This window comes from Kribbella sp. CA-247076, assembly GCF_050942445.1.
GTDB lineage: Bacteria > Actinomycetota > Actinomycetes > Propionibacteriales > Kribbellaceae > Kribbella.
The window spans coordinates 1,494,826-1,514,571 of record NZ_CP192051.1 but is presented as its reverse complement, the minus strand read 5'-3'; the positions used below and the strand labels follow the sequence as shown (position 1 = coordinate 1,514,571).

The 19,746-nt window shown below is 69.9% G+C and carries 20 protein-coding genes; 11 read left to right on the top strand and 9 right to left on the bottom strand.

What is annotated here, in order from left to right; genetic code table 11:
* Positions 1-94 precede the first annotated feature (94 nt).
* The gene (locus ACQPYZ_RS07220) at positions 95-553 is read left to right on the top strand and encodes a helix-turn-helix domain-containing protein (RefSeq protein WP_433166501.1); all 459 of its coding nucleotides are present in this window, start codon (positions 95-97) and stop codon (positions 551-553) included.
* A 1-nt stretch (position 554) separates the two neighbouring features.
* The gene (locus ACQPYZ_RS07215) at positions 555-1,106 is read left to right on the top strand and encodes a PIN domain-containing protein (protein WP_433166499.1); all 552 of its coding nucleotides are present in this window, start codon (positions 555-557) and stop codon (positions 1,104-1,106) included.
* Between the two features lie 208 nt (positions 1,107-1,314).
* Here the strand turns inward: ACQPYZ_RS07215 and ACQPYZ_RS07210 are convergent, their stop codons facing one another.
* From ACQPYZ_RS07210 to ACQPYZ_RS07195, 4 genes are all read right to left on the bottom strand, one after another.
* Positions 1,315-2,412: a mannose-1-phosphate guanylyltransferase gene (locus tag ACQPYZ_RS07210; protein ID WP_433166498.1), complete on the bottom strand. Its 1,098-nt coding sequence runs from the start codon at positions 2,410-2,412 to the stop codon at positions 1,315-1,317.
* A gap of 11 nt (positions 2,413-2,423) precedes the next feature.
* The gene (locus ACQPYZ_RS07205; protein ID WP_433166496.1) at positions 2,424-3,614 is read right to left on the bottom strand and encodes an NAD(+)/NADH kinase; all 1,191 of its coding nucleotides are present in this window, start codon (positions 3,612-3,614) and stop codon (positions 2,424-2,426) included.
* Between the two features lie 61 nt (positions 3,615-3,675).
* Positions 3,676-4,740, bottom strand: coding sequence for a hemolysin family protein (locus ACQPYZ_RS07200; RefSeq protein WP_433166494.1), 1,065 nt, complete (start codon positions 4,738-4,740; stop codon positions 3,676-3,678).
* The gene (locus ACQPYZ_RS07195) at positions 4,737-6,074 is read right to left on the bottom strand and encodes a hemolysin family protein (protein ID WP_433166492.1); all 1,338 of its coding nucleotides are present in this window, start codon (positions 6,072-6,074) and stop codon (positions 4,737-4,739) included. Before ACQPYZ_RS07195 ends, ACQPYZ_RS07200 begins: the two co-directional genes overlap by 4 nt.
* 78 nt (positions 6,075-6,152) lie before the next feature.
* Here ACQPYZ_RS07195 and ACQPYZ_RS07190 point away from each other — a divergent pair, with 78 nt between their 5' ends.
* Together ACQPYZ_RS07190 and ACQPYZ_RS07185 are read left to right on the top strand one after the other, a co-directional pair.
* The gene (locus tag ACQPYZ_RS07190) at positions 6,153-6,833 is read left to right on the top strand and encodes a TIGR03089 family protein (protein WP_433166490.1); all 681 of its coding nucleotides are present in this window, start codon (positions 6,153-6,155) and stop codon (positions 6,831-6,833) included.
* Between the two features lies 1 nt (position 6,834).
* Positions 6,835-7,614, top strand: coding sequence for an SDR family NAD(P)-dependent oxidoreductase (locus ACQPYZ_RS07185; RefSeq protein ID WP_433166488.1), 780 nt, complete (start codon positions 6,835-6,837; stop codon positions 7,612-7,614).
* Between the two features lie 10 nt (positions 7,615-7,624).
* Here ACQPYZ_RS07185 and ACQPYZ_RS07180 read toward each other — a convergent pair whose 3' ends face one another.
* Positions 7,625-8,008, bottom strand: coding sequence for a hypothetical protein (locus tag ACQPYZ_RS07180; RefSeq protein ID WP_433166486.1), 384 nt, complete (start codon positions 8,006-8,008; stop codon positions 7,625-7,627).
* 31 nt (positions 8,009-8,039) lie between these two features.
* Entirely contained in the window at positions 8,040-8,993 is a 954-nt protein-coding gene (gene galE / locus ACQPYZ_RS07175) for a UDP-glucose 4-epimerase GalE (protein WP_433166484.1), read from the bottom strand.
* A 66-nt stretch (positions 8,994-9,059) separates the two neighbouring features.
* Between galE and ACQPYZ_RS07170 the strand changes: the two genes are divergently transcribed.
* The 5 genes from ACQPYZ_RS07170 to ACQPYZ_RS07150 are packed head-to-tail and all read left to right on the top strand — an operon-like array spanning position 9,060 to position 13,286.
* The gene (locus ACQPYZ_RS07170; protein ID WP_433166482.1) at positions 9,060-9,809 is read left to right on the top strand and encodes a sugar phosphate nucleotidyltransferase; all 750 of its coding nucleotides are present in this window, start codon (positions 9,060-9,062) and stop codon (positions 9,807-9,809) included.
* A gap of 5 nt (positions 9,810-9,814) precedes the next feature.
* Positions 9,815-10,903 carry an iron-containing alcohol dehydrogenase family protein gene (locus ACQPYZ_RS07165; RefSeq protein ID WP_433166481.1) on the top strand — a complete coding sequence of 363 codons (1,089 nt, stop codon included), beginning with the start codon at positions 9,815-9,817 and terminating at the stop codon, positions 10,901-10,903.
* A 13-nt stretch (positions 10,904-10,916) separates the two neighbouring features.
* A complete protein-coding gene (locus tag ACQPYZ_RS07160; RefSeq protein WP_433166479.1) occupies positions 10,917-11,612 on the top strand; it encodes a tyrosine-protein phosphatase in 696 nt (231 codons plus the stop codon).
* A 38-nt stretch (positions 11,613-11,650) separates the two neighbouring features.
* Positions 11,651-12,532 carry an ABC transporter permease gene (locus ACQPYZ_RS07155; protein ID WP_433166478.1) on the top strand — a complete coding sequence of 294 codons (882 nt, stop codon included), beginning with the start codon at positions 11,651-11,653 and terminating at the stop codon, positions 12,530-12,532.
* Entirely contained in the window at positions 12,519-13,286 is a 768-nt protein-coding gene (locus ACQPYZ_RS07150) for an ABC transporter ATP-binding protein (protein WP_433166476.1), read from the top strand. The genes ACQPYZ_RS07155 and ACQPYZ_RS07150 overlap by 14 nt, the downstream gene beginning before the upstream one ends.
* On the opposite strand, the gene ACQPYZ_RS07145 is transcribed toward ACQPYZ_RS07150, so the two are convergent.
* Together ACQPYZ_RS07145 and ACQPYZ_RS07140 are read right to left on the bottom strand one after the other, a co-directional pair.
* On the bottom strand, positions 13,272-14,279 hold the full coding sequence (locus ACQPYZ_RS07145) for a glycosyltransferase family 2 protein (protein ID WP_433166474.1): 1,008 nt from the start codon (positions 14,277-14,279) through the stop codon (positions 13,272-13,274). The genes ACQPYZ_RS07150 and ACQPYZ_RS07145 overlap by 15 nt on opposite strands.
* 6 nt (positions 14,280-14,285) lie before the next feature.
* Positions 14,286-15,761: an LCP family protein gene (locus ACQPYZ_RS07140; protein WP_433166473.1), complete on the bottom strand. Its 1,476-nt coding sequence runs from the start codon at positions 15,759-15,761 to the stop codon at positions 14,286-14,288.
* A 264-nt stretch (positions 15,762-16,025) separates the two neighbouring features.
* Here ACQPYZ_RS07140 and ACQPYZ_RS07135 point away from each other — a divergent pair, with 264 nt between their 5' ends.
* Both ACQPYZ_RS07135 and ACQPYZ_RS07130 read left to right on the top strand, forming a co-directional pair.
* Complete coding sequence (locus ACQPYZ_RS07135) at positions 16,026-16,907, top strand: S1 family peptidase (RefSeq protein WP_433166471.1); 882 nt, start codon at positions 16,026-16,028, stop codon at positions 16,905-16,907.
* Between the two features lie 152 nt (positions 16,908-17,059).
* Entirely contained in the window at positions 17,060-19,159 is a 2,100-nt protein-coding gene (locus ACQPYZ_RS07130) for a spermidine synthase (protein ID WP_433166470.1), read from the top strand.
* On the opposite strand, the gene ACQPYZ_RS07125 is transcribed toward ACQPYZ_RS07130, so the two are convergent.
* Positions 19,156-19,725 (bottom strand): hypothetical protein, encoded by a 570-nt coding sequence (locus ACQPYZ_RS07125; protein ID WP_433166468.1) that lies wholly within the window; start codon positions 19,723-19,725, stop codon positions 19,156-19,158. The genes ACQPYZ_RS07130 and ACQPYZ_RS07125 overlap by 4 nt on opposite strands.
* Positions 19,726-19,746 lie beyond the last annotated feature (21 nt).

The following is a 19,746-nucleotide window of genomic DNA, read 5'->3' as shown; positions in this document are numbered from 1 at the left end:
GGACCTCGCCCTCCGAGGCCTTCACCCTTGTGCTTGCGTTTACTTCGTTTATTGCAGATACTTCGTTTGTCAAGCCATTCACGGAGGAGCAACCATGAGCGCCGCAGAGCTCGCAGCCGTGCAGCCGGACGCTACGGAAGTGAAGTCAGCCGATGTTGCCATGCGTCGCGTCAAGCGCTACCTCGCCAGCCATGCCGATGAGCGGGACATCCGCGTGGCGGTGGGAGGCGACCCCGACGACACGCTGGCTCTTCCGCGGAGTGCTGTTGAGCTCTTGGCTCGCGTTCTTGCACATATGGCCGCGGGTCAGGCCGTGTCAGTGGTGCCTGCCCATGCCGAGCTGACGACTCAACAGGCAGCCGATCTGCTGAACGTTTCCAGGCCCTTCCTCATCGGTCTACTGGACGCCGGCGAGATCGAGTACCGGAAGGTCGGAAAGCACCGTCGAGTGCGTGCCGATTCACTGCTCGACTACAAGCGCCGAGACGATCGAGTACGTCGCGAGGCCGCTGACGAACTGGCCCAGCTCAACCGGGACATGGGGTTGTACTGAGGTGCCGTTCATCGTCGTGTACGACGCCAACGTTCTCTACCCCAACAGCCTGCGCGACCTCCTCATCAGGGTCGCCCAGGCCGGCCTGGTCCAGGCGAAATGGACAGAGCAGATACTCGATGAGACCTTTCGCAGTCTGAAGGAGCACCGGCCGGACCTCGATCCGGTCAAGCTCGACCGCACCCGTGAGCTGATGAACAGGGCGATCCGGGATGTGCTCGTCACCGGATACGAGCCGTTGATCGAGGTCCTGGATCTTCCCGATCCCGACGACCGGCACGTGCTCGCCGCGGCCATCAAGGCCCATGCACAACTGATCGTCACGGACAACACGAAGGACTTCCCTGACGAGGCGCTGATGCCCTGGAACCTGGCCGCTGAGACCGCCGACGACTTCGTGCTCGGTTTGATCGATGTGAATCGGCAGGCGGTCTACGCCCAGGTTCAACGGATGGCCGACAGCTTCCAGAATCCGCCGCACACGGTCGAGGACGTTCTCGACTCCCTGGAGCACGTCGGCCTGCTTCGCACGGTTGCGGCCCTACGATCCTGAGCAGCCGCCGGCGACGTACCACTCCCCGATGGCGGTTCCGCGCCACCAGCTAGAACCGGCGCACCGGGGGCCGCGCGCTCTTGTGCTTCGTGGACAGCACTCCGTACACCTGTCCACGGTCGATCCGCCGATCGCTTGCACTCAGCGACCAGGTCGAGCGGCCCGCCGGATGCGGGGTGCTTGGCGGGGCGGTGGGGTTTGGCTGGGGTTAGATGTAGCGGTGGGCGTGGTCTTCTTGGACTTGGGCTACGAGGTCTTTGACTCGTTCGCCGTCGGAGAGGGGGCAGACCATGGTGACGTCCTGGGTGTGGACGATGATGTGGCCGCGGAGGCCGACGGCGGCGATCAGGTGGTCGGGGTCGTCGGTGACGATGATGTTGTCGTGTGAGTCGAGCAGGCAGCTGAGCGTCGTACCGTCGGTTCGGTTGCCGCAGGCATCTTCGTCGTACGTGCCGGCGAGCGCGGCCCAGGAGCCGACGTCGAGCCAGTGGACGGGCATGGGTACGACGACCACGTCGGCGTCGACCTTGCCCTGGGAGGCGGGCTCCATGACGGCGTAGTCGACGCTGATCTTCTGCAGGTTCGGGTAGATCTCGGCGAGCGTCTCGTCGCGCGCGGGGGTGTCCCAGACGGAGGCGACCTGGCGGAGGCGGGCGGCGGACTCGGGGAGGAGTTCGTCGAGGACGCTGAGGACGGTCTCGGCACGCCAGACGAACATGCCGGAGTTCCACCAGAAGCGGCCGGTCGCCAGGTACTCCTCGGCGGTCGCGCGGTCCGGCTTCTCGCGGAAACGGTCGACGACGTACGCCGCGGTGCCGTCGATGGCCTCGCCGCGTTCGATGTAGCCGAGGCCGGTGTGCGGGTGGGTCGGCTCGATGCCGAACGTCACCAGCGAGCGGGCGCGCTGCTCGACCACGGCGAAACCGTTCTCGATCGCGGCGCGGAACTCGTCCTCCGGGCTGATGAGGTGGTCCGAGCCGACGAAGGCGACGACCGCGTCGGGGTCGTTGCGGGCGACCACGGCGGAGGCGAGGCCGACGGCGTTCGCGGTGTCGCGGCGGGCCGGTTCGCCGATGATGTTGTGCGCGCCGAGCTCGGGGAGCTCGCGGCGGACGACCTCGGTGTACGCGCCGACCGTGCACACGTAGATGTTCTCGGGGTCGACCAGGCCGCGGAGCCGGTTGTACGCCACCCGCAGCAGCGACTCGCCGGCCGCGAGCGGGAGCACCTGCTTCGGCCTGTCGTCCCTGGACATCGGCCACAGCCGCGTCCCCGAACCTCCGGCCAGGATCACCACGTTTCGCATGAGCAGGAACCTTACCGGGCGCCGTCCCCAGGCGGGGAAACTCGTACGCCGTCCTCCGGTGGCTGGCCGGTGGAAGTCGGGGCGTCGGCCGGCGTGGATGGTGGGGTCGGGCAGGCGTCGTCGGGCAGGGAGGGTGGCCGGACGTCGTCAGGGGACGGCGGGAGGCGGAGGTGGGCGAGGTCGGGTGGGACCGGGGTGGTCGGGCGCCAGAAGGTGTCCGACTGGCCGTCCACTCCGGTGGCGGGGGCGTCGGTGAGGCGGAAGCGGTCGCGGAGCCGGCCGTAGAAGTCGGCCGGACGCAGCCGGACCAACCGCAGCCGACGAGGTGATCCGTAGACGCCGATCCAGTCGCCCGGGTCGAGGACGCCGCGCAGCTGCCCGTCGATGCTGACGGCGGCCTGCCCCGAGTGCGGGAGGACGCGCAGCCCGATGGACTCGTCCGGCGCGGCGACGACCGTACGGTTGAAGGTCATGTGCGGCGCGACCGGCGTGAACACGATCGCCTCCGTACTCGGCGACAGGATCGGCCCGCCGGCCGCGAAACTGTAGGCGGTCGAGCCCGTCGGCGTCGCCACGATCACCGCGTCGGCGGAGTACGACGCGAGCAGCCGCCCGGACAGGTACACGCCGAGCGCCACCTGGTGATCCCGCGCCAGCTTCTCCAGTACGACGTCGTTCAGCGCCGTCACGTCCAGCGCGACGCCCCAGCCGTCGCCCTCGGTGCTCTCCGGCCGGACCGTCGGCGGCGGCAGCGACGGCCCGTGACCGTACCGCAGCAGCGACTCCATCCCGGTCGGGATCTCCAGCGGGCGGGACGCGCGCATGGTCAGCGTCATCCGCTCCTCGATGGTCGCGCCACCGTGGTGCACCGCCTCGAGCGCGGCCTCCACGTCCCGGCACGCGACCTCGGTCAGGAACCCGACCTTGCCTAGGTCCACCCCGAGGACGGCAGCGTCGTTCTTGGCCGCGATCCGGGCCCCGCGCAGGAACGTACCGTCGCCGCCGAGGGTGACCACGAGGTCGGGGTTGCCGGCGTGGTGCAGCTCGTCCAGCCCGCTGCGCCGGTCCTCGTCCGCCTTCCAGACGTCGATGTCGGTGCATCCGATCCCGTGCCGGCCGGCCCACTCCCGCACGGTCGCGGCCGTCTGCACGGCGAGCGGGCGCGCTTGGTGGACCACGAGTCCAAGACGGCGTACAGGCACGACGGTCCTCCTCCGGACGACTACTGCCTCAAAGGTAGCCAGACCCGGCCCGAGCGCACGACTACTGCTCCGGCGACCGCGCCGCGCTGATGATCGGGTCGGTCTCGTCGTCGAACTCCCCGATCACCTCCTCCAGCAGGTCTTCGAGCGCGACCACCCCGAGCGGCTCGTCCCCGGCCCGTACGACGGCCAGTTGCGCCCGGCGATCGCGCATCGTCCGGATCGCCGTCGCCACCGGGGTCTCGGCGGAGAGCTCCAACGGCGCGGTCATCAGGTCGGAGGCGCGCAGCGTCGTCCCGCCGCTCGTGGTCGCGCGGGCCGCGTCGCGGACGTGCACGATGCCGCAGATCGTCGTACCCGAGCTGACCACGGCCAGCCGGGAGCGGCCCTCGCGGAGGCTGGTGAGCTCGACTTCGCGGGCGGACGCGCCGGCGGGGACCGTGCTGAGCTGGGCGATCGGCGTCATCACCTGGACGACTGTGGTGTTCTGCAGGGCGAGCATCGCGGTCAGCAGGTCGTGCTCGGGCTCCTCGAGCGTGCCGTGCTCTCGCGAGGACTGGATCAGCAGGTGGAGCTCGTCCGGACCGTGAGCGCTGGCGAGCTCGTTCTGCGGCGTCACCTTCAACGCGCGCACGCAGAGGTTCGCGAGCCAGTTGAGGACGAGCAGCAGCGGGCGGAAGACGAACGTGAAGCCGCGGAACGGCAACGCGAGCAGCTGCGCGGACCGCTCGGGGTTGCTGATCGCCCAGGATTTCGGCGCCATCTCGCCGAGCAGCACGTGCAGCAGGCCGATACCGCCGACGGCGATGATCAGCGCGATCACGTGCCCGGCGCTCTCGGGCAGGCCGATCAGCTCGAAGAGCGGATGCAGGAGGTGGGCGACCGCAGGTTCCGACAGCGAACCGAGGCCGAGCGTGCACAAGGTGATGCCGAGCTGGGCACCGGCGAGCATCAGCGACAGCTCGCTCACGCCGGCGATCGCCGCCCGGGCGGACCGGCTGCCGGCCGCGGCCGCCTCCTCGAGCCGGTGCCGTTTCGACGCGACCAGCGCGAACTCCGCGGCGACGAAGAACCCGTTCAGGGCCAGCAACAGCACGGAGATGAGCAGCGCGAGCGGCGTACTCATGACACCCGCTCCATCGCGACGATCCCCGGCACGTGCCGCTCGATGGTCCGCACCCGCAGCCGGACGAACTCCGGCGGCGCCGGCCGGCCGTCATGGTCGAACCGGGTCGCCAGCTCCACCACGACCTCGTCCCCGATCACCGGAATCCGGCCCAGCCGGGCCATCACCAGGCCGGACACGGTCTCGTAGTCGTCCCCCTCGGGCAGCCGTACGCCGGTGGCCTCGGCGACCTCGTCGAGCCGCCAGCGGGCCGACACCACCCAGCCGCCGTCGTTGCCCCGCTCGAGCCCGGTCTCCGGCAGGTCGTCCTCGTCCCGGATCTCGCCGACAAGCTCCTCGGCGACGTCCTCGAGCGACACGATGCCGGCGAAACCGCCGTACTCGTCGACGACGATCGCCAGTTGGCGGTGCGCGGTCCGCAGCCGTTCCAGGACGGCGGGCAGGGGCAGCGTGAACGGTACGACGACCGGCGCGGACGCCAGCGAGCCGGCGGTGACGTGGTGCCGGTCGGCCGGGTCGACCTCGACCACGTCGGCGACCGCGACCACCCCGACCACCTCGTCGACCGACTCGGCGATCACCGGGAACCGGCTGTGCCCGGTGTCCAGCAGCTCGACCACCCGGGTCAGCGGGTCGTCCTGGTGCACGGTGACCACGTCGACGCGCGGGCGCATCGCCTCGCCGGCGTTCCGGCCGCGGAAGTCGAGACCGCGGTCGAGCAGCAGCATGGTGTCCTGGTCGAGCAGGCCCTGCTCGTACGACGTCACGATGATGCGGTCGAGCTCCTGGGCGGTCGCGCCCTGCGGCAGCTCCTCGACCGGCTCGATCCCGACCCGGCGCAGGATCCGGTTCGAGGCCGAGTCGAACACCCGGATCACCGGCCCGGCGACGGCCAGGTACATGAGCGTCGACCGGGACAGCCGCAGCGCGATCGCCTCGGCCTTCGCGATCGCCAGGTTCTTGGGCGCCAGCTCGCCCAGCACCATCTGGATGATCGTTGCCGCAAGCAACGCAAGGATCACCGAGACCGACAGGCTGACGGCCTCCGGTACGCCGGCCCGGCCGAGCACCTCCGCCAGGCCTTCACCGAGATAGGGCTCGGCGACGTACCCGGCGAGCAGCGCGGTGATGGTGATGCCGACCTGCGCGCCGGACAGCACGAACGACAGCCGGGCGGTCACCTTCAAGGCCCGGCCGGCCGCCGCGTCGCCGCCGTCGGCCAGCGACCGCAACCGGCTGCGGTCGACGGCGACGAACGCGAACTCCTGCGCGACGAAGTAGCCGGTGGCAACGGTCAGCACCAGGATGAGGCCCAGGCCGGCCAGGATCAGCATGTAAAGACTGTAGGAGAACTCCGCGGATCCGAGTACTGCGGGGGCCGCGGCATCACGGCGAACCGTAGGGTGGGCGGTATGTCACGAGTACTGCCGGAGCTTTTCGCCGCCGCCGTCCAGCGGGACGGGGGTGCTCCGTTCCTCACCTACTACGACGACGCGACCGGTGAGCGGATCGAGCTGAGCGCCGTCACGACCGCGAACTGGGTCGCCAAGACCGCCAACCTGTTGGTCGACGAGTACGACCTGGAGTCCGGCGAGACGGTCGCGATCGGGCTGCCGCCGCACTGGCTGGGCGTGGTCTGGGCGCTGTCCACCTGGTCGACCGGTGCGGCGCTCACCAGCGGCACCGGCACGCTCGCGATCACCGGCCCGGACGTCGCGATCCGCGGCGAGCGGGAGACGGTCGCGTCGGCCCTGCTGCCGCTCGGCGGCCGGTTCCGCGAGCCGCTGCCCGACGGCGTCCACGACTACGGCGCCGAGGTGTACAACCACCCGGACCTGTTCGTCCCGTTCGATCCACCGTCGCCGGCGTCCCCGGCGTACGACGAACTGACGCACGAGGAGCTCATCGGTACGGCGGAGCCGATCGCGGACCGGATCCTGGTCACCCGGGACCTGGTCAGCCGCGACGGGGTCGGCCTGCTGATCGGGGTGATCGCCGGAGGTGGTTCGATCGTGCTCTGCCGCAACCTGGACGAGGCGAAGCTGGAGCGGCGACTGTCCGACGAGAAGGTCGATCGAGTGGTGGAGGACTGACGTGCAGCGGTTCAAGGGGCGGGTGGCTCTGGTCACGGCGGCGGGACAGGGCATCGGCGCCGCGGTGGCGCGGCGGATCGCGGCCGAGGGCGGCGCGGTGGTGGTGACGGATCTGGACGAGCACAAGGTCGCCGCGGTGGCCGGCAAGCTCGGCGAGCAGGCGCTCGGGGTGCGGGTGGACGTCACGAACCGCGACGACGTGGACGCCGCGGTCGCGGCCGCCGCCGAGCGGTTCGGGCGGCTCGACGTCGTGGTGAACAACGCCGGCGGCTGCATCGTCACGTCGGTCCCCGAGGACACGACCAGTGAGGAGTGGCACCGGCAGCTCGACCTCACCCTGGTCGGCGCGTCACGCTGCATTCAGGCGGCCCTCCCGCACCTGGTGAAGACCCGCGGCAACGTGGTCACGATCAGCTCGGTGAACGGGCTGGCCGCCTTCGGCAACATCGAGTACGCCGCCGCGAAGGCAGGCCAGATCGCGATGACGGTGAACTACGCGGCCCGGTACGGCGGGATGGGCGTCCGCTTCAACGTGGTCGCGCCGGGCACCATCCGGACGCCGAACTGGGACGACCAGCCGGACACGCTGACCGAGTTCGCCAAGATGTACCCGCTCGGCCGGGTCGGTGAGCCCGAGGACATCGCGGCCGCGGTCGCCTTCCTCGCCTCCGACGACGCCTCCTGGATCACCGGCCACACCCTCCCGGTGGAAGGCGGCGTCCTCACCGGCCCCGGCCAGCTGAACCTGACCCCCACCGGCGCCTTCCCCAAGGAGTACTGAGGCCGACTGGTCACGGGAGCCAGAAGGTGATCCGGAGGGGAAGCCCGGGGACGGCCAGACCGAACCAGGCCGCGCGAGCGAGCAGGCAACCGCCGCGGTGGTGACGGATCGCCTGCAGCACCAGGGCCCCGAGCGTCAGGGTGACCAGTACGCCGAGCACGATCAGGCCGAACGTCGTCCACCCGCCGGCCAGCGACCCGGCACCGAGCCCGACCCACACGACCCCACCGAGGAACGAGGCCGGACTCCACAAAGCGTTCCGGATCCGCCACGGCTGCCGAACCGGTAGACCGCACGGACAGTCCGCCGGCTCAGCAGGCTTGCCCGGCGGCGACCAGCTCGTGTAGCCGGGAGGCACGGGCCGTTCGGCCGCCGGGTCCGGGGTCGCGGTCATCCTCGGACTGTAACCACCGCCCGGGGTCTGATCAGCCCTTCGGCCAGGCTTCCCACGAGGTCGCGAACATCTCGTCGACCGTGTAGGTGTTCTTCCAGGCGAGGTCGCGGGCGGCCAGCTCGCCGGAGGCCACGACCCGGGAGGGGTCGCCGGGCCGTCGTGGGCCCTCGGTCGGGGTGAAGTCGATCCCGGTCACCCGGCGGGCGGCGTTCATGATCTCGCGGACCGACGTGCCGGTCCCGCTGCCCAGGTTGTACACGGGCTCCAGCGTCTTGCCCGCCTCGAGCGCCCGGGCCGCGGCCACGTGCGCGCGGGCCAGGTCGGCCACGTGGACGTAGTCCTTGACCGACGTACCGTCCGGGGTCGGGTGGTCGGTGCCGTAGATCTGCGGGGTCTTCCCCTGGGTCAGCAGGTCGCACACGATCGGGAAGAGGTTGTACGGGCTGGCGTCGTACACCGACGGGTCGCCGGAGCCGACCACGTTGAAGTAGCGCAGCGAGGTGTGGTGCAGCTCGACCGCCTTCGCCTGGTCCCGGAGCAGCCACTCCCCGACCAGCTTCGACTCGCCGTACGGGCTCTGCGGGTCCGGCGGCGTCTGCTCGGTGACCACCTCGTCCTTGGGCGTCCCGTAGACGCCGGCGCTCGACGAGAAGACGAGGTTGCGGATCTCCCGGTCCGCCATCGCCGCCAGCAGCGATACCATCCCGCTCACGTTCTGCGTGTAGGTGTGCAGTGGGCGGTCGACCGAGACACCGGCGTACTTGAACCCGGCCAGGTGGACCACCCCACTGACCCCGTCCAGCGCTTCGCGGACCGCCGTACCGTCGAGCAGGTTCGCCTGCACGAACGGGACGCCGGCCGGCACGAACTCGGCCTTCCCGCTGGACAGGTCGTCGATCACCCGCACGTCGATCCCGTCCGCGAGGAACGCGCGCACCACGTGCGCCCCGATGTATCCGGCACCACCAGTCACGAGCCACGTCATGCTCCGATCCTGCCACCACACCGCGATCGAGGGCGCGGGAACGGGCCGAACCCGTACCATCAGGCAATGATCGGACTTGTGCTCGCCGCCGGGGCCGGCCGGCGCCTGCGCCCGTACACGGACAGGTTGCCGAAGGCACTCGTCCCGATCGACCACGGCTCCGACACCGGCCCGACCGTCCTCGACCTCACCCTGGCCAACTACGCCGAGGTCGGCATCACCGACGTCGCCATCGTCGTCGGGTACGCCGCGGACGCCGTCCGGAGCCGGGTGCGGGACTTCGAGGCGCAGTACGGCGTCCGGCTCGAGCTGGTCCACAACGACAAGGCCGAGACGTGGAACAACGCGTACTCGCTGTGGTGTGCGCGCGACCTGCTCTCCCACGGGGTGCTGCTCGCGAACGGCGACACCGTGCACCCGGCCTCGGTCCAGCGCGCGCTGCTCGACGCGCGTGGGGACGGGCGGCGGATCGTGCTCGCGCTGGACACCGAGAAAGACTTGGCGGACGAGGAGATGAAGGTGATCTGGTCGGCCGACGCCGGCGTCGAGCGGATCACCAAGCTGATGGACCCGTCCGCGGCGACCGGCGAATACATCGGAGTCACCCTGATCGAGCCCGCGGCCGCCGCCGACCTGACCGACGCGCTGCGCGCCACCTGGGAACGCGATCCGCACCTGTACTACGAGGATGGGTACCAGTTCCTCGTGGACAACGGCTTCCGGATCGACGTCACCCCGATCGGCACCGTCGACTGGGTAGAGATCGACAACCACGCCGACCTGGCCCGGGCCCGGGAGATCGTATGCCCCTCCTAGCTCGCATGATTCCTGCGCCGCTTGTCGTTCAGGTGCGGCGTGGGGCGTTGGGTGAGTTGGGGCGGATGCTGGCGGACGAGCGGATCTCGCCGTCGGGGCGGGTGGCGATCGCGGTCGGTACGACGAACGGGCCGGTGATCCGGGAGACGTTCCGGCACGGGCTGGCCGGGGCCGACTGGTTCACCGTGGACGGGTGCACGATCAACGCCGCGATCAGGCTGGTCGAGCAGATCCGCCGGCAGCGGTACGACGCGATCGTCGGGATCGGCGGCGGCACCGTGCTGGACGTGACCAAGTTCGCCGCCGCCCGGATCGGGCTGCCGATGGTCGCGGTCGCCACCAATCTCGCGCACGACGGCATCGCCTCGCCGATCAGCACGCTCGACAACGACGCCGGCCGCGGATCGTACAGCGTGCCGGCCCCGATCGCGGTCCTGGTCGACCTCGACCTGATCAGCCAGGCACCGGCCGGCTCGGTCCGCGGCGGCATCGGCGACATCGTCTCGAACCTGTCCGCGACCGCCGACTGGGAGGCCGCGCACGCCCTGCGCGGCGAGGCGATCGACGGCCTCGCGGTCTCGCTGTCGCGGACCGCCGCCCAGGCGGTGATCGACCATCCCGGCACGGTGGCCGACGACGCCTTCCTGACCACACTCGCCGAAGGGCTCGTGCTGTCCGGGATGGCGATGGTCGTCGCCGGTACGTCGCGGCCGGCGTCGGGCGCGTGTCACGAGATCTCGCACGCGATCGACCTGCTGTACCCGGAGCGGCGCGGTTTCCACGGCGAACAGGTCGGGCTGGGCGCCGCGTTCGCCTGGTTCCTGCGTGGAGACGTGGACCGGTTCCACGCCACCGTCGACTGCCTCCACCGCCACGGCCTGCCGGTGACACCACTCCAGCTCGGCTTCACGTTGGACGAGTTCGCCGAGATCGTCGCCTTCGCCCCGCGGACCCGTCCCGGCCGCTTCACGGTCCTCGAGGACGCCGCCCTCACGCCGGCCCGGCTCGCCGTCACGATCGCCGAGTTCACCGACCACGCCTACGCCCGTACCCAGTCGCCGGTCACGCCCGAAGGCAGGGTCCTCGACGTCTGATTGGATGGACGGCATGGATCTCGACTGGCCGGGCTGCCGGAACGTGCGCGACGTGGGTGGCCTGCCCACCGGCGACGGCGGCCGCGTCCGCGAGGGCGTGCTGATCCGGGCGGACAGTCTGCATTTCCTGTCGTCCGAAGGCGTCGAGGCGGTACGGCGTTCCGGCGTCACGCGGATCCTGGACCTGCGCGGCGACGCCGAGGTGTCGCAGTGGCCGACACCATTCACCGACGACCCGTTGGGGGTCCGGCAGTCGTTGCAGGACCCGGGCGATCCCGAGCACGGCCAGGCGACCATCGTCGCGGCGTGCACCTGGATGCTCGACCACCGGCCAGAGCTGTTCGCGGCGGCGGTCAAGGCGATCGCGGACGCCGACGGCGCGGTGGTCGTGCACTGTCACGGCGGCAAGGACCGCACCGGCATGGTCGTCGCGCTGGCGTTGAGCGTGGCCGGCGTACCCGAGGACGACATCGTGGCCGACTACTTCCTCACCCAGGAACGGCTCGCGGGCTGGCTGGCGGAGCAGCTCGCCGACGAGCCGGACGAGTCGAAGCACCCGGAGCTGATCGAGTTCCGGGACACCCGGGCGGAGTCGATGGTCGCGATCCTGCGTCACCTCGACGACAAGTACGGCGGCGCGGAGGCCTACCTGCGCCATGGCGGCCTCACCACCGAGGACCTCGACCGCCTGCGTCAGCGCCTGACCTGAGTCACTCCGGCGTCACAGAGCGCAGTACATTGACCCGCATGCCGACCGCCGCCGACCCCACCGATCCGGCGGCGCTGGCCGAACGCTACGGGCTGACCAAGAGCTCGCTGCGCCCACCGCTCGGCGACTACCTGCGCGAGCTCTGGAGCCGGCGCAAGTTCGTCGTCAGCTACGCCGCTGCCCGGACCTACGCGATGTACGCCGGCGCCCGCCTCGGCTCGCTGTGGCAGGTGCTGACGCCGCTGCTCAACGCCGCCGTCTACTACCTCGCCTTCGGTGTCCTGCTGGGCACCAAGGACGGGATCGACAACTACGTCGGCTTCCTGCTCAGCGGCATCTTCGTCTTCACCTACACCCAGCGCTGCATGACCGAGGGCTCCCGCTCGCTGGCCCTCAACCTGTCGCTGATCCGCACCCTGCACTTCCCGCGCGCGACCCTCCCGCTGGCCTACGTCCTGAACGAGCTGAACCAGATGCTCGTCTCGCTGTGCCTGCTGTTCGTGATCGTCGGCGTGACCGACGGACTCTCCTGGAGCTGGCTGCTGGTCGCCCCGGCTCTGCTTCTGCAGAGCATGTTCAACGTCGGGATGACGCTGATCTTCGCCCGGATCGGCACGTTCGTCGCCGACGTCACCCAACTGCTGCCGTTCGTCACCCGGACCTGGCTGTACGTCTCCGGCATCTTCTTCTCGCTGCCGGCCAAGCTGACCCAGGCGGACGCGCCGGACTGGGTGATCCAGGTACTCGCGTTCAACCCGATCTCGGCGTACATCGACATCGTCCGGCGCGCGCTGCTCGACGAGCACGACGCCCACCAACTGCCGTACGCGTGGGCGATCGCGGCCGGCTGGTCGGTCGTCGCCCTCGCCGGCGGCTTCGTCTACTTCTGGCAGGCGGAGGACCGCTATGGCCGCGGCTGATTCCGGGGCTGAACCGACGGTCATCGCCGACCACGTCGACGTCGTCTACAAGGTGATCGCCGGCCAGGGCGGCAAGGGTACGGCGGCGACCGCGTTCCGCCGGATCCTGAAACGGCAGGACCGGCCGACTATCCGCGAGGTGCACGCGGTCAAGGACGTCAGCTTCACCGCCTACAAGGGCGACGCGATCGGCGTGATCGGCCGCAACGGTTCGGGGAAGTCGACCCTGTTGCGGGCGATCGCCGGCCTGCTGCCACCCGAGTCCGGTGCGATCTACACCGGCGGCCGGCCGTCCCTGCTCGGCGTGAACGCGGCGATGATGAACGACCTGACCGGCGACCGGAACGTCGTCCTCGGCTGCCTCGCGATGGGCATGCCGGCGGCCGAGATCGACCGCCGGTACGACGAGATCGTCGAGTTCTCCGGGATCGGCGAGTTCATCGACCTGCCGATGTCGACGTACTCGTCCGGGATGGCGGCCCGGCTGAAGTTCGCGATCGCGTCGGCGAAGACGCACGACATCCTGCTGGTGGACGAGGCGCTGGCGACCGGGGACGCCGAGTTCCGGGTGCGGTCGGAACGGAAGATCCGCGAGCTGCGCGAACAGGCCGGCACGGTCTTCTTGGTCAGCCACAGCCTCGACGTCGTCCTGGACACCTGCAACCGCGCCCTCTGGCTGGACAAGGGCGTGCTCCGCCTCGACGGCCCGGCCTCCGAGGTCGTCGCCGCCTACACCAGATCAGCCCGCGGTTGACGGCCGCTCGCGGAGGCCGACGAGGAAGCCGAGGCCCCAGGAGACGTGCATGGTCGCGCAGACCAGGGGCATCCAGAACAGTGCCTTCCACGGCAGGTAGCGGCCCTCGACCGCGGACCCGGCGAGCAGCAGCAACGCGTAGCCGAGCGGGGCCAGGAAGCCCAGGTCGAGCCAGCTGTTCCCGGTGATCAGGCCGATGATGCCGAGGATGGTGCCGACGGCCAGCAGGATCACCGCGACCGGCGGCGCCAGGTAGCGCTTGTTCGCGGTCTCCGGGTGCCGCCGGATCACCTCGCGGCGCCACTGGCCGGTGTGGAAGAACTGCTTGGCCACCGCCGACAGCGACGACCGCGGCCGGTAGGTGACCGACAGGTCCGGGCTGAACCAGATCAGCCCGCCGGTCTTGCGGATCCGGTAGTTCAGCTCCCAGTCCTGGGCCCGGTGCATGGTCTCGTCGAACCCGCCGACCCGCTCCAGCGCGGCCCGCCGGAACACCCCGAGGTACACGGTGTCGGCCGGACCGGCCTTGCCGCCCTGGTGGAACGTCGACGCGCCGAGCCCCAGCCGGGAGCGGTACGCGCAGGCGACCGCCATCTCGGTCGGCGTCCGGCCCTCGGCCGCCATCACGCCGCCGACGTTGTCCGCACCGCTCTCGTCCAGTACTTCGACCGCCCGGGTGATGTAGCCGTCGGTGAGGGCCCCGTGGCCGTCGACCCGGACCAGGATGTCGTGCTTGGCGTGCGCGATGCCGACGTTCAGCGCGGCCGGCGTCTTGCCGGTCGGGTTCGGCACGATGGTGATCCGCGGGTCGCGGTCGGCGAGCTTGTCCGCGATCTCCTGGGTCCGGTCCTTGCTCGGGCCGATGGCGAGCACGACCTCGAGCTCGCCGGGGTAGTCCTGGTCGAGGACGCGGCCGACCGCTTCCTCGAGATGACGTTCCTCGTTCAGCACGGGCATCACGACGGACACGGGCGGCCAGTGGGACAGCGGCATATCAGGTCAGGCCTTACAGATCGAAGCGACGTCGTCGACGTCGTTGGTGGGTTTGGACGGTGAGCTGCTGGGTTTCGGGGTCTTCTTGGTGGTGCTGCCGGTGGACTTGCTCGCGGAACTACGCGGAGTGCTCGAAGTCTTACCGTCTCCTCCTGAGCCGCCCTTGTCCAGCGCTTCGGACCTTCCGACCGCCTCCGCGACCTTGGTCCTGATCAGCGCGAAGTCGGGGTCGCCGGTGCGGATCAACGGCGGGACCGCGGAGAAGCTTGACACCGGGAGCTTCTTCGCGTCCAGCGCGAGGTCGGTGAAGGTGCCCAGCTCACCGGCCGGGATGTCGGTTTGGACGACCTGTTTGCTGGCCGCGGCGATGCCCTGGAACTTGGTCAGCACGGTCTGCGGGGACAGCTGGTTCAGCATGGCCGACATCACGCACTTCTGCCGGGTCATCCGCTCGTAGTCGGTCGATCCCTCCCGGGACCGGGCGAACCAGAGCGCGTGGTAGCCGTCCAGGTGCTGGTCCTTGCCTGCCTCGATGTAGCCCTTGATCGGCGAGGTACCGCCGCCGATCGGGACCCGCTTGCCGACGTCCAGGGTGATCCCGCCGACCGCGTTCAGCAGGTCCCGGAACCCGGCCAGGTCGATCAGCACGTAGTAGTTCACCTTCAGCCCGGTGATCGCCTCGACCGCCTGCCGGGTCGCGGTGACACCCGGGTTCGGGTCGCCGGGGAACAGGCTCTTGTGCTCCGAGGCGTACATGTAGACGCCGTTGAGCAGGCAGTTCGTCCCGCAGTCCGCCCACCGGAAGCCGTTGGGGAACTGCTTCGCCATCGCCGTACCGGCGGGGAACGGGACCTTGGCCATGTTCCGCGGCAGGCCGATCAGCACGGTCCGGCCGGTGTCGGCGTCGATGCTGGCCAGGGTGATGCTGTCCGGCCGGGTGCCGATCCGGTCCGCGCCGGAGTCGCCGCCGAGCAGCAGGACGTTGTAGCGGCCCTTCTCGGCCTTCGACTTCTGCCCGCTGCCGAAGACGCTCGCGACGAAGTCACGCTGGGCGTTCACGATCACGCTGCCGTAGACCAGTGCACCGACGACCGCGAACACCAGCACGGCGTCCAGGATGCTGGTGGTCAGCCGGTGGTTGCGCTCCAGCGTCAGCGGCTGGCCGAGCCGGTAGGCGTCCACGAACAGCGCGGCCCAGCCGATCGCCAGCAGGATGAGCAGGATCTGGACGATCCGCAGCGTGCCCGGACGCGCCATCAGGTTGATCGTGCCGGACCGCCAGACGAGCGAGAGCAGCACCAGGAAGACGACGATCGCGATCAGCCCGGCGATCACCCGCCAGGCCCACCGTCCGGCCCGCTTGCTGCCGGCCACGATCTGCGCCGACCCCGGGAGCACCAGGGTCATCAGCACCAGCGTCAACGCCCGCTTGAACCGCACCGGCTCGCTGAGACTGCGCAGGTCAGGCTTCTCCTGCGGCATGACGTCCTTCCGTTCTCCGTACGGTGCGGCTGCTGCCGACCGTACCTTGTCGTCCCTCCACCACTCGGTACGACGTGCCGGGCGGTGGGATGGTTCGAGCAGAGGCGGATCCGGAGACGAAGAGTAGCAGTCCTCTCACTCAGCGCAGGAAAACCCCTGCGCACACCCTGGGTACACCCGGTTTCACGCAGTTGTGATGGTCGGCGGCCGATCGATGCGTTACGAAGTGCTCCAAGCACAATCAGTGAGGACAGGAAACCGCCCATGAAACTGTTCCGTACCCTCCTGGCCGCCACCGCGGCCGTTGGCATCACCGCCGCCACCCTCATCGGCGCGACGTCGGCGCAGGCCGTCGACACCGCCGAGAGCGCCGTACCGAAGGCCGTCCGGGCGCCGGGGGCCGACTTCACCGGGATCGCCGCGCTGAGCAACTGCTCCGCGTCCCTGGTCCGGTACGCCGAATCCGTCGACACCGACCGCGCCCTCGTACTCACCAACGGGCACTGCTACGAGGGCGGGTTCCTGAACCCGGGCGTCGTACTGGTGAACCGCGCGTCGAGCCGTTCGATCACGCTGCTGCGTCCGGACTCGAGCCGGGCCGGCACCGTCCGCGCCAGCCGGATCATCTTCGGCACGATGACCAAGACCGACATGCTCGTGTACGAGGTGAACGAGTCGTACGCGTCGATCCGCTCACGGCTGAACGTGACACCGCTGACGCTCGCCAAGCAGGGCCCCGCGAACGGCGCCGGGATGGCAGTCGTGTCCGGCTACTGGAAGCGCATCTACACCTGCTCGGTGCAGGCGACGATCCCCCAACTGCGTGAGGGCAGCTGGACCTGGCAGAGCTCGATCAAGTACCAGCAGCCCGGCTGCGAGACCATCGGCGGTACGTCGGGATCCCCGGTGGTGAGCACGTCGAACGGCGAGGTCATCGGCGTGAACAACACCGGCAACGAGGACGGTGAGCGCTGCACCGTCAACAACCCGTGCGAGGTCGACGCCGCCGGCAACATCACCGTCGACCAGGGCGCCGCCTACGGCCAGCAGACCTGGTGGATCTACACCTGCCTGACCGCCACCCGCACCCTCGACCTGAACAAGTCCGGCTGCCAACTCCCCAAACCCGCCCCCCGCCGCCCCTGACCCCACCGTCGCCGCCCCATTTCGCTGGCTGACCACCGAGGTGGTGGGTTGTGCACCCGTCACCACGGTGGGTAACCCGCAACCCAAGTGGTCAGCCGGCGAAATGCGTTCGGGTGACGTGTAACACTCAACTTCCGGTAACGTCGCGGCGCATGGCAGTCGACTCCTCCACTGACCAGGTCAGCGACGTCCGATGGCCGAGCCCTTTCGGGGTACGGACCCGGCTGGTCGCGTCCAGCGCGCTGATGCTCTTCCTCGAGCTCGCGCTGATCCGCTGGACCGGCTCGAACGTGGTCCACCTGAGCTACTTCTCGAACTTCGTGCTGCTCGGCTCGTTCCTCGGCATCGGGATCGGGATCCTCCGGTCCAGCCGGGCGAAACGGCTGCCGTACTACTCCCCGCTGATGCTCGGCCTGCTGGTCCTGGTGATCGCCTGGAAGCCGGTGACCGTCAACCGCGGCACCTCCGAGAGCGTCATCTACTTCACCAGCCTGAACACCACCGGCCCGCCGACCTGGGTGATCCTGCCGATCATCTTCGTCGCCGCCGCGGTCATCCTGGCCGGCCCGGCCGAGCTGGTCGGCCGCTGCTTCGCCGAGCTCCCCCGGCTGACGGCGTACCGCTTCGACCTGGTCGGCAGTCTGGTCGGGATCGGCGCGTTCACCGCGCTGTCGTTCCTGGGCGCGCCACCGATCTGGTGGGGCGCGATCGTGACCGTGATGTTCGCCGCGCTGATGATCCCGCGGACGCGGATCGGTACGCCGTCCCGCCGGGCGGCGATCGCCACCGGGGTGAGCGCGGCCCTGGTGCTGTCCCCGTTGCTGGTGATGATCGGCGTGCTGTTCCACGAGTCGCGGCAGCCGCAGAACAGCTGGTCGCCGTACTACAAGGTGCAGACCAAGAGCTACGAGTGGCAGGGCGTCCCGCTGCTGACGATCACGGTGAACGGCGTACCGCACCAGCAGGCGATCCCGGCGGACTCGCGGCTGCAGTGGGAGCCGCAGTACGGCCTGCCGTACGAGCGGGCGAACGCCGGCAAGGCGCCCAAGAACGTGCTGATCATCGGCGCCGGCTCCGGGTCGGACGTCGCGATCGCACTGAAGAAGGGCGCGGAGCACGTCGACGCGGTCGAGATCGACCCGCGGATCCGGGACCTCGGCAAGGAACTGCACCCGGACCGTCCGTACCAGGACCCGCGGGTGACCTCGCACATCGACGACGGCCGGGCGTTCCTGTCCCGGACCGACAAGAAGTACGACCTGATCCTGCTGGCCCTGCCGGACTCGCTGACGCTGGTGAACGGCGCGAGCTCGCTGCGGCTGGAGAGCTACCTGTTCACCGAGGAGGCCTTCGAGAGTGCGAAGGAGCACCTGGCCCCCGGCGGCGCGTTCGCGATGTACAACTACTACCGCGAAACCTGGCTGATCGACCGGCTCGCGTCCACCGCGGAGACCGCGTTCGGGCACAAGCCGTGCGTCGACCAGGTCGGCGACGACCTGCAGCAGGCCGTCGTCACGGTCGGGCTGACCGAGGCCGACCAGACCTGTGGTGACAAGGCATGGGCCGGCGCCACCGCGGTCACGCCCCCGCCCGCGACCGACAACCGGCCGTTCCTGTACCTGTTCACCGACCGGATCCCGTCGCTCTACCTGGTCACCCTCGGGCTGATCATGGTCGCCGGCCTGATCGGGGTCGGGATCGCCGGCGGCGGGTCGTCGTACCGGCGGATGCGTCCGTACGCCGACCTGTTCCTGCTCGGCGCCGGCTTCATGCTGCTGGAGACGAAGAGCATCACCGGCTTCGCGTTGCTGTTCGGTACGACGTGGGTGGTGAACGCGATCGTGTTCGCCGGCGTCCTGGTCGCCGTACTGGCCGCGGTCGAAGTGACCAGACGATTCAGGACGCCACCGTTGAAGGTGATGTACGTCGTCCTGTTCGGCGGGCTGGCGTTGTCGTGGATCTTCCCCGACGACTGGCTGCTCGCGATGCCGGTCGGCCTGCGCGCGGTGGTCGCCGTACTGATCGCGTTCCTGCCGATCTTCGCGGCGAACGTGATCTTCGCGAAGCGGTTCACCGACACCGCGGACGCGACCGCCTCGTTCGGCGCGAACCTGCTCGGCGCGATGCTCGGCGGCTGCCTCGAGTACGCCGCGCTGCTGATCGGGTTCGACGGCCTGCTGATCGTGGCCGCGCTGCTGTACGTGGGCGCGTTCGTGCTGACGCCGAAGGTCAGAGCCGCGGTCCGGACCTAGCGATCCTGGGGCCGGTCCTGGGGCCGGTCCTGGGGGCGAGGTGGGGTTCGGCGGCGGTTCCGGACCGCACCGATGACCAGGAGGACGACGCCGAGACCGGCGAACACCAGCAGCGAGCCGACCAGGCCGAAGACCGAGACGACGAAGGCGGCGACCGACGAGCGCGGCCCGGCGGCGTACGTCGCGCCGGTCTCGTCGTCCGTGCACGAGATGCTGTAGTCGCCTGCCGGGACCTGGTCCACCGACCGGGCGACGACGTACCAGGTCTCGGAGTTGACGGTGATCTGCTCGGCGCCGCGGATCCCCTCGAGCGGTACGTCGGCGCCGGTGGAGTCCTTCGCCTCGCACGGCGGCGCGAGCACGGGCACGGACGAGTAGACCGTCAGTCCCTCGCGGTCGAGTTGGACCACACCGTCCTCGATCGGCTGCGGCGTCCGCGGCGCCGTCCCGACGATCCGGTAGGTGAAGAACCCGGCCAGTCCGAGGCCGATCACGAAACACGCGACCGCGACCCAGGTCAGCGTCCTGCTCTTCTGCGGCGCCGGCTGCCCGGGATAAGCGCTCATGCCTGCACGGTAGCGCCGAAG

Bases quoted from the DNA above. Each gene is read 5' to 3' on its own strand.
- ACQPYZ_RS07220 (WP_433166501.1), top strand. From the start codon at position 95: ATGAGCGCCGCAGAGCTCGCAGCCGTGCAGCCGGACGCTACGGAAGTG.
- ACQPYZ_RS07210 (WP_433166498.1), bottom strand. From the start codon at position 2,412: ATGCGAAACGTGGTGATCCTGGCCGGAGGTTCGGGGACGCGGCTGTGG.
- ACQPYZ_RS07200 (WP_433166494.1), bottom strand. From the start codon at position 4,740: ATGAGTACGCCGCTCGCGCTGCTCATCTCCGTGCTGTTGCTGGCCCTG.
- ACQPYZ_RS07195 (WP_433166492.1), bottom strand. From the start codon at position 6,074: ATGCTGATCCTGGCCGGCCTGGGCCTCATCCTGGTGCTGACCGTTGCC.
- ACQPYZ_RS07190 (WP_433166490.1), top strand. From the start codon at position 6,153: ATGTCACGAGTACTGCCGGAGCTTTTCGCCGCCGCCGTCCAGCGGGAC.
- ACQPYZ_RS07180 (WP_433166486.1), bottom strand. From the start codon at position 8,008: ATGACCGCGACCCCGGACCCGGCGGCCGAACGGCCCGTGCCTCCCGGC.
- galE (WP_433166484.1), bottom strand. From the start codon at position 8,993: ATGACGTGGCTCGTGACTGGTGGTGCCGGATACATCGGGGCGCACGTG.
- ACQPYZ_RS07170 (WP_433166482.1), top strand. From the start codon at position 9,060: ATGATCGGACTTGTGCTCGCCGCCGGGGCCGGCCGGCGCCTGCGCCCG.
- ACQPYZ_RS07165 (WP_433166481.1), top strand. From the start codon at position 9,815: ATGATTCCTGCGCCGCTTGTCGTTCAGGTGCGGCGTGGGGCGTTGGGT.
- ACQPYZ_RS07160 (WP_433166479.1), top strand. From the start codon at position 10,917: ATGGATCTCGACTGGCCGGGCTGCCGGAACGTGCGCGACGTGGGTGGC.
- ACQPYZ_RS07155 (WP_433166478.1), top strand. From the start codon at position 11,651: ATGCCGACCGCCGCCGACCCCACCGATCCGGCGGCGCTGGCCGAACGC.
- ACQPYZ_RS07150 (WP_433166476.1), top strand. From the start codon at position 12,519: ATGGCCGCGGCTGATTCCGGGGCTGAACCGACGGTCATCGCCGACCAC.
- ACQPYZ_RS07145 (WP_433166474.1), bottom strand. From the start codon at position 14,279: ATGCCGCTGTCCCACTGGCCGCCCGTGTCCGTCGTGATGCCCGTGCTG.
- ACQPYZ_RS07140 (WP_433166473.1), bottom strand. From the start codon at position 15,761: ATGCCGCAGGAGAAGCCTGACCTGCGCAGTCTCAGCGAGCCGGTGCGG.
- ACQPYZ_RS07135 (WP_433166471.1), top strand. From the start codon at position 16,026: ATGAAACTGTTCCGTACCCTCCTGGCCGCCACCGCGGCCGTTGGCATC.
- ACQPYZ_RS07130 (WP_433166470.1), top strand. From the start codon at position 17,060: ATGGCAGTCGACTCCTCCACTGACCAGGTCAGCGACGTCCGATGGCCG.
- ACQPYZ_RS07125 (WP_433166468.1), bottom strand. From the start codon at position 19,725: ATGAGCGCTTATCCCGGGCAGCCGGCGCCGCAGAAGAGCAGGACGCTG.